At 68.2% G+C, this 7,537-nt stretch carries 9 protein-coding genes; 4 read left to right on the top strand and 5 right to left on the bottom strand.

Annotated features, from left to right (window positions below):
- Positions 1–141 precede the first annotated feature (141 nt).
- The 3 genes from N878_RS08545 to N878_RS08535 all read right to left on the bottom strand — a co-directional run bounded on the left by N878_RS08545 (position 142) and on the right by N878_RS08535 (position 2,132).
- Positions 142–1,080, bottom strand: a complete 939-nt coding sequence (locus N878_RS08545; protein WP_021443248.1) for a rhodanese-related sulfurtransferase — start codon at positions 1,078–1,080, stop codon at positions 142–144.
- A 252-nt stretch (positions 1,081–1,332) separates the two neighbouring features.
- Complete coding sequence (locus N878_RS08540) at positions 1,333–1,626, bottom strand: BolA family transcriptional regulator (RefSeq protein WP_021443247.1); 294 nt, start codon at positions 1,624–1,626, stop codon at positions 1,333–1,335.
- An 11-nt stretch (positions 1,627–1,637) separates the two neighbouring features.
- Complete coding sequence (locus N878_RS08535; RefSeq protein ID WP_021443246.1) at positions 1,638–2,132, bottom strand: DUF2059 domain-containing protein; 495 nt, start codon at positions 2,130–2,132, stop codon at positions 1,638–1,640.
- A gap of 270 nt (positions 2,133–2,402) precedes the next feature.
- On the opposite strand from N878_RS08535, the gene N878_RS08530 reads away from it, so the two are divergent.
- The 3 genes from N878_RS08530 (at position 2,403) to N878_RS08520 (ending at position 5,498) form a co-directional block, all read left to right on the top strand.
- A complete protein-coding gene (locus N878_RS08530; RefSeq protein ID WP_021443245.1) occupies positions 2,403–3,413 on the top strand; it encodes a DUF2804 domain-containing protein in 1,011 nt (336 codons plus the stop codon).
- Positions 3,414–3,493: 80 nt separating this feature from the next.
- Positions 3,494–4,888 carry a class II fumarate hydratase gene (locus tag N878_RS08525; RefSeq protein ID WP_021443244.1) on the top strand — a complete coding sequence of 465 codons (1,395 nt, stop codon included), beginning with the start codon at positions 3,494–3,496 and terminating at the stop codon, positions 4,886–4,888.
- Positions 4,881–5,498 (top strand): NAD(P)H-dependent oxidoreductase, encoded by a 618-nt coding sequence (locus N878_RS08520; protein ID WP_021443243.1) that lies wholly within the window; start codon positions 4,881–4,883, stop codon positions 5,496–5,498. Before N878_RS08525 ends, N878_RS08520 begins: the two co-directional genes overlap by 8 nt.
- Before the next feature lie 51 nt (positions 5,499–5,549).
- Here N878_RS08520 and N878_RS08515 read toward each other — a convergent pair whose 3' ends face one another.
- Positions 5,550–6,512, bottom strand: coding sequence for a DMT family transporter (locus tag N878_RS08515; protein ID WP_021443242.1), 963 nt, complete (start codon positions 6,510–6,512; stop codon positions 5,550–5,552).
- A 282-nt stretch (positions 6,513–6,794) separates the two neighbouring features.
- Here N878_RS08515 and N878_RS08510 point away from each other — a divergent pair, with 282 nt between their 5' ends.
- Entirely contained in the window at positions 6,795–7,052 is a 258-nt protein-coding gene (locus N878_RS08510) for a DUF6316 family protein (RefSeq protein WP_021443241.1), read from the top strand.
- A 144-nt stretch (positions 7,053–7,196) separates the two neighbouring features.
- On the opposite strand, the gene N878_RS08505 is transcribed toward N878_RS08510, so the two are convergent.
- A partial coding sequence (locus N878_RS08505; protein ID WP_021443240.1) for an alpha/beta fold hydrolase occupies positions 7,197–7,537 on the bottom strand: 341 nt, incomplete at its 5' end.

Here is a 7,537-nt window from a genome sequence, read left to right as displayed (position 1 = left end):
CCATGGCCTGGCTGTCGAAGGCCTCGGCGAACTCGATGCGCGGAATGCCGGCCTGCTCGGCGAGGGCCTCGGCCACCGGGGCGAAACCCCAGCACCAGGAACACATCGGGTCCATCACGTAGAGCAGGCGGCTTGCCATGGTCAGGCCTCGTTCAGTTGGCGGGGGTCGCGTCCCAGAGGATGCGGCTGGTTGCGCGCGCGCGCCAGCTCGATCTGCTTCTGCCGCTCGCGGGCGCCTTCACGGGTCTTCTCCGGCAGCGAGTCCCAGCAATGCGGGCAGCTGACGCCGGGGCTGTAGCGCTCGGACTGGCGGTCCGCCACGGAAATCGGCGTGCGGCAGGCGTGGCACTGGTCGTAGTCACCCTCCGTCAGGTCGTGGCGCACGGTCACCCGGTTGTCGAAGACGAAGCAGTCGCCCTGCCACTTGGTTTCTTCTTGCGGCACTTCCTCCAGGTATTTGAGGATGCCGCCCTTGAGGTGATAGACCTCCTCGAAGCCCTCGCCGAGCATGTAGCTGGAGGCCTTCTCGCAACGGATGCCGCCGGTGCAGAACATCGCCACCTTCTTGTGCTGGCGCGGGTCGAAGTGGGCCTTGATGTACTCGGGAAACTCGCGGAACGACTTGGTCTTGGGGTCGATGGCGCCCTCGAAGGTGCCGATGGCCACCTCGTAGTCGTTGCGGGTATCGATCAGCAGCACCTCGGGGTCGCTGATCAGGGCGTTCCAGTCCTGCGGCTCGACGTAGGTGCCGACGCGCTGGTTGGGGTCGACGCCCGGCACGCCGAGGGTGACGATCTCTTTCTTCAGCTTGACCTTGGTGCGATAGAACGGCTGCTCATCGCAATAGGACTCCTTGTGGTCGATATCGGCCAGACGGGCGTCCTCGGCGAACCAGGCAAGCAACGCATCGATGCCGGCGCGGCTGCCGGAGACAGTGCCGTTGATGCCCTCTTCGGCGAGCAGCAGGGTGCCCTTGATGCCGTTATCGAGCAGGGTTTGCAGCAGGGGTTCGCGCAGCGCCTGGTAGTCCGGCAGGGAGACGAACTTGTACAGCGCCGCGACGACGATCTTGTCGGTCATGGAATGTCCTTCAGTAGTCGCCCACGTAAAGGGCGGACTGGGGCTCGATCGGCGCGAACTCGCCGGATCGAGAAGCCAAACGAAAGCGCCGGCGTGGGCCGGCGCGAGGCGGATTGTAACAAAGCCGCGAAGCGCCGGGGCGAGTTGGCGACAAGGCGCGACAGCCTGTAGCCTGGCCCGGCTGCAACGCTCCGCAGCCCGGGTCGAGCGCAGCGATAGCCGGGGAGCACCCCGGCGTTCATCCGGCCTGGGTCAATGACCGCCGCGGCAGGTCGGCGAGGCCGGCGCCACGCCCTGCGCCGCCCACTCCTCGGGGGTGTAGGTGTGCAGGGCCAGGGCATGGATCTGCGCCATCAGCTCGCCGACCGTGGCATAGACCTTCTGATGCCGCTTGACCGCGTTCAGGCCGGCGAACGCCGGGCTGACGATCACCGCCTTGTAGTGGGTCTCCAGGCCGCGGCTGTGCATATGGCTCTCGTCCAGCACCGCGAGGTGTTCGGGCTGCAGATCGGCCAGCGCGGCGACGATCAGGTCTTGCTTGGACATCGTGGGCTCCATCAGGGTTGTTTCACGCCGAGCTCGTCGCTCATCTCGGCCAGCAGCTTGTTCACCTCCGGCACGGCGGTTTCCAGCTTGCTCTGGGTGATCTGTGCGGACTGCGCGGTGAGGGTCGGCATCTTCTGCAGCACCTTCTGCCCCAGCGGCGACTCGTAGAAGGCGATCAGCTGCTTGAGCTCCTGCTCGTCGAAGTTGCTGGTGTAGAGCTTGACCATGTCCGGCTTGAGCTTGTCCCAGCCCACCGCCTTGTCCAGCGCGGCATTGGCCTTGGCCTGATAGCTTTCCAGCAGCGCCTGCTTGCCGCCCGGCGCCTGGGCGAAGCGCTGGGCGAACATCTGCTGCACCTGGCCATACACCGGCACGGTCAGCTTGTCGGCATGTGCCAGCTTGAGAAAACGCTCGGCATCGGCGGCATGGCTGGCGGCATCGGCCAGGGCCAGGGACGCCGAGGCACTGAGCAGAACGGCGGTGCACAGCTTGAATAGATGAGGCATGGGAAGGCTTCCGGGGGTGACGGGTGAGTCTGGGTAGACTGCGCTGGGGGCATTTTGTGCCCAAGCCCGGTTTACCTCAAGTCGGCCGCATCGTGCGCCAGCGCACAAAACCCCTGCGCACTGCCGCACCCGCTGGTCAGTTGCCAAAATGCCAGCACTTGCCCATGCTTGAAGGTGCTCGGCATGCTGTGCGCCCCCGATTCGAATGGCGTGCGCACTCCTCGCCCCGGCAATTGATCGCCAGCCTGCGCACACACATGGACGTGCCCGATGACCAGTTTCGCCAGCCCCGCCGAATTCCCCCCCCAGCCGCTGTGCGACAGCAAGGGTCGGCTGCTGGCCGACGCCATCGGCTGGTCGAGCCGACCGCAGGTGCACTGCGCCCTGCGCGGCCACCTGGGCCGGCGCAAGCGCTGGAACCACTGGTGCATCACCACCCCGCAGTGGATGCTCGCGCTGACCCTGGCCGACCTCGATTACCTGGGCTACGGCGCCGCCTACTTCCTCGACCTGGACAGCGGCCAGGCCGTCGCCCACACCCAGTTGCGCCCCTTCGCCTTCGGCTGCCAGCTGCCCGACCTGCCGCTGGAGAGCCACGCCTTCAACCACCCGCGCCTGCAACTGCGCATCGACGAGCATCCCGGCCGCCTGCGCCTGACCGCCGCCGCCCCGGATATCGGCGGCCAGCCGCTGCAGGTGGCGCTGGACATCCAGCGCCCCGCCCACCTGCAATCGGTCAACCTGGTGGCGCCGCTGCAGGGCGGCGGCTTCCACGCCACCAGCCGCCAGCTCGGCCTGCCGGCTGCCGGCAGCCTGCAGCTGGGACGCAAGCAGTACAGCTGCGCCCCCGGGCAGAGCTTCGCCGCCCTGGATTTCGGCCGCGGCGTGTGGCCGCTGAACAGCCACTGGCAGCGCGCCGCTTTCGCCGCACCGGGCGGCATCGCCGGCAACTTCGGTTCCGGCTGGCTGGAACACAGCGGCCTGTCGGAGAACGCCCTGTGGTTCGGCGGCGAACTGCAGCGCCTGGACAGCCCGCTGAGCATCGAACAGAGCGCCCACGCGCCGCTGGCACCCTGGCGCCTGGACAGCGCGGACGAGCGCGTGGCGCTGCGTTTCAGCCCGCGCCAGCTGCACCGCGCCTGCCCCAAGCTGGGCCCCTTCCATGCCGACACCCAGCAGTGGTTCGGTCGCTACGACGGCGTGCTGCGCGGTCCCAAGGGCGAGCGGGTACCGGTGGACGGCGCCCTCGGCTGGCTCGGTGCAACCCACGCCCGCTGGTAATGGTCGCGATAGAAAATCCGCGGAACCAGTGCCCGACGCAACGGCCTAAACTGCCAGCCGTCCTACTCCCGGAGATCGCCATGAGCCGCACCGAAACCGACAGCATCGGCCCCATCGAAGTCCCCAACGAGGCCTATTGGGGCGCGCAGACGCAGCGCTCGCTGATCAACTTCGCCATCGGCACCGAGCGCATGCCGCTGGCAGTGCTGCACGCCCTGGCGCTGATCAAGAAGGCCGCGGCGCGGGTCAACAGCCGCAGCGGCGAGCTGCCAGCGGATATCGCCCGGCTGATCGAACAGGCCGCCGACGAGGTGCTGGGTGGCGACCACGATGCGCAGTTCCCCCTGGTGGTGTGGCAGACCGGCAGCGGCACGCAGAGCAACATGAACGTCAACGAGGTGATCGCCGGCCGTGCCAACGAACTGGCCGGCGGCACGCGCGGCGGCAAGAGCCCGGTGCATCCCAACGATCACGTCAACCGCGCGCAGAGCTCCAACGACTGCTTCCCCACCGCCATGCACATCGCCGCGGCGCAGGCGGTCAGGCACAGCCTGCTGCCGGCCATCGCCGAGCTGCGCGACGGCCTGCAGGAGCAGGCGCAGCGCCACGCCCACCTGGTCAAGACCGGGCGCACCCATATGATGGACGCCACCCCCATCACATTCGGCCAGGAGCTGTCGGCCTTCGTCGCCCAGCTCGGCTACGCCGAGGCGGCCATCCGCGCCGCCCTGCCGGCAGTATGCGAACTGGCCCAGGGCGGCACCGCGGTGGGCACCGGACTCAACGCCCCACCCGGCTTCGCCGAGGCCATCGCCGCCGAGCTGGCCGCGCTGAGTGGCCTGCCGCTGACCAGCGCGCCGAACAAGTTCGCCGCCCTCGCCGGCCACGAGCCGCTGGTGCAGCTCTCCGGCGCGCTGAAGACTCTGGCCGTGGCGCTGATGAAGCTGGCCAACGACCTGCGCCTGCTCGGCTCCGGCCCGCGCGCCGGCCTGGCCGAGGTGCGCCTGCCGGCCAACGAGCCGGGCAGCTCGATCATGCCCGGCAAGGTCAACCCGACCCAGTGCGAGGCGCTGTCGATGCTCGCCTGCCAGGTGCTGGGCAACGACGCCACCATCGGCTTCGCCGCCAGCCAGGGCCACCTGCAGCTGAACGTGTTCAAGCCGGTGATCATCCACAACCTGCTGCAGTCGATCCGCCTGCTCGCCGACGGCTGCCGCAACTTCCAGCAGCACTGCATCGCCGAGCTGCAGCCGGATGCCGTGCAAATGGCCGCGCACCTGGAGAATGGCCTGATGCTGGTCACCGCGCTGAACCCGCATATCGGCTACGACAAGGCCGCCGAGATCGCCAAGAAGGCCTACGCCGAGGGCAGCACCCTGCGCCAGGCGGCGCTGCAGCTGGGCTACCTGAACGACGCCCAGTTCGACCAGTGGGTGCGGCCGCAGGACATGCTCGGAGCCGGCAAACATGACTGAGGGCAAGAGCGGCGCCACGCCGCTGGAAGGCGACGGCAAACGCATCCTGATGATCTTCGGCACGCCCAAGCGCGAAAGCCTGTGCCATGCCCTCGGCGCCGCCTACGCCCAGGGCGCGCGCGACCAGGGCCATGTGGTGCGCCAGCTGAAGCTGGGCGAGCTGCAGTTCGACCCGATCCTGCGCGACGGCTACGACCAGAGCCAGAACCTGGAACCCGACCTGCTCGAGGCCCAGCGCCTGATCCACTGGGCCGAGCACCTGGTGTTCGTCTACCCGGTCTGGTGGGGCGGCCTGCCAGCGCTGCTCAAGGGCTTCTTCGACCGGGTGTTCCTGCCCGGCTTCGCCTTCAAGTACCGCCACCGCTCGCAGCTGTGGGACAAGCTGCTGAGCGGGCGCAGCGCCGACCTGCTGGTGACCCTGGACACCCCGCCCTGGTACTTCCGCTGGGTCTACGGCGCGCCGGCACACCGGCAGATGGTGCGCACCATCCTCGGTTTCTGCGGGATCAAGACCCGCCGCCTGGCCGAATTCGCCCCGGTGCGACCGTCCAGCGAGGAACAGCGCCAGGCCTGGCTGCGCAAGGCCGAGGCGCTGGGGGTCAAGGCCTAGGCAGCGCGTAGCGCTGGCCAGGGTTGCCGGCTCCTGGTGCGCGCGGCGTCTCTACGCCCTGGCCAGCCGCCTTGCCTTGCGCGCGCGCAGCCCGGCCAGCAGCGACGGCCCCAGAGCGGTCAACGCCGAGCCCAGCACCACCAGCAGGGCGCCGCCGTAGGCGATCCAGTTGACCTGCTCGGGCTGCACGTGATCCGGCCACCAGCTCGCCGCCACGGCCACCGAGGCGAAGGTCACCAGCGGAGTGATGGCCAGGGTGGCGCTGACCCGCGAGGCCTCCCAGTGCGCCAGCGCCTCGGCGAAGGCGCCGTAGGCGACCAGGGTGTTGAGGCAGCAGGCCAGCAGCAGCCAGCCCTGCAACGGGCTCAGCTCGAGCGCCTGCAGCGGCTGCGCCCAGGGCGTCAGCAGCAGGGCGCAGGCCAGGTAGATCACCATCATCACCTGCACCGAGTTCCACAGGGTCAGCAGCTGCTTCTGCGCCAGGCCATAGAAGGTCCAGACGAAGGCCGCCGCCAGGACGATCAGCACGCCGGCGGTGTAGGCGGTGAGCGAGGTCAGCAGCTCGCCCAGGCGCTGGTTGAAGAACAGCACGAAGCCCAGCAGCAGGATCGCCAGGCCGATGCCCTGGCCCAGGCTGAAACGCTCGCGGAAGACGAACAGGCTGCTGACCAGCAGCAGGATCGGCGCCACCTGGATCACCAGCTGCGTCGTGCCGGGGCTGAGCAGATTGAGGCCGACCAGGTACAGCACGTAGTTGGCGGTCAGTCCGGCGATGGCCAGCACCAGCAGCCAGGCGCCCTTGCGCCCCAGCGGGCGAAAGCGCGGCAGCCGGCGGGACGCGGCCAGGTAGGCGAGCAGCAGCGAGCCGGCCACCAGCAGGCGGTACCAGGTGACGGTGACCGGGTCCATCACCTGCAGCACTTCTTTCAGCTTGATCGGCAGGATGCCCCAGAGCACGGACGTGGTCAGGGCGAGCAGCAGGCCGTAGAGCCAACGGCCGGAGGAGATATGCATGGCGACCTCGAAACGGGCGACCCGGCAAGTCGCTCGGGCCGCAAAGCGCCATTCTAGGAGGCGGACCGCAACCGGCACAGTAACAGTTGGGCGGCGTTGCACGGCACAACTGTACCGCCCTCAGCCCTGAAAATGTCAGGCTTCCGGCGCCAAAATCTTGGAAAACTCGGCAAAAAGCACCAATCAGGCCGACAACCTCGACCACTGGTCGCTTCGCTCGGCAGGGCGCAAGGCGCGCAGTAGACTCAAATCATCCAGCCTCTGTAGATGGAGAGCCTTTTTATGTTCGGTCAACGCAGCCTCGACGCCCAACCAGGGACGCATTACCGCAGCTCGCGCCTGAGCGCCGTCAACGGCCAATATTTCTTTTCGACCCGCGAAGGCACCCTGGAAGGGCCGTTCGCGTCCCGCCACGACGCCGAATTGGCTGTGGCCCGCTATATCGATCGGGTGAACATGGCCGACAAGCTGCTGCGTCACAGCAACGACCATATCGACAACCTGCAGCGCCGTACAGTCCAGCGGGATCAGGAACTCTGAGCGTCTCGACGCCTGCCCCCGCTTATCCGCACCCTTGTCCCTTCGAGCCTGCTTGCCGTTGATTTGGCTTGCCGGCGATTTCCCCACCGGCTACGCGAATCGCCCCCTCAAATCGTGCAAACGAGTGGAAACGCTCGCCGATCTTCAAAGCCTTGCCAGCCCCAGATCCTGCCGGTGCGCGGCCAGATGCGGCAGCACCGCGGCCAGCAGCGGCTCCTTGAATGCCTCCTGAAAGCGATGGGCCAGCCCCGGAATCAGCTTGAGTTCCGCCCCCCGGATATGCGCCGCCACGTGCACGCCATGCATCACCGGCAGCAGCGGGTCGGCGGTGCCGTGCACCACCAGGGTCGGCACCCGCAGGCGACCCAGCAGCGCCACCCGGCTCGGCTCGGCGAGGATCGCCAGTAGCTGACGCTGCACGCCCTCGGGGTTGAAGGCGCGGTCGTAGGCCAGCTGCGCCTGCTGCAGCAACAGCGCACGGTCGT

This window comes from Pseudomonas sp. EGD-AK9, from assembly GCF_000465935.2.
In the GTDB taxonomy this organism is placed as follows: domain Bacteria; phylum Pseudomonadota; class Gammaproteobacteria; order Pseudomonadales; family Pseudomonadaceae; genus Aquipseudomonas.
Note: the sequence above shows the minus strand (reverse complement) of the source record. Positions and strands in the feature narration are given on the sequence as shown.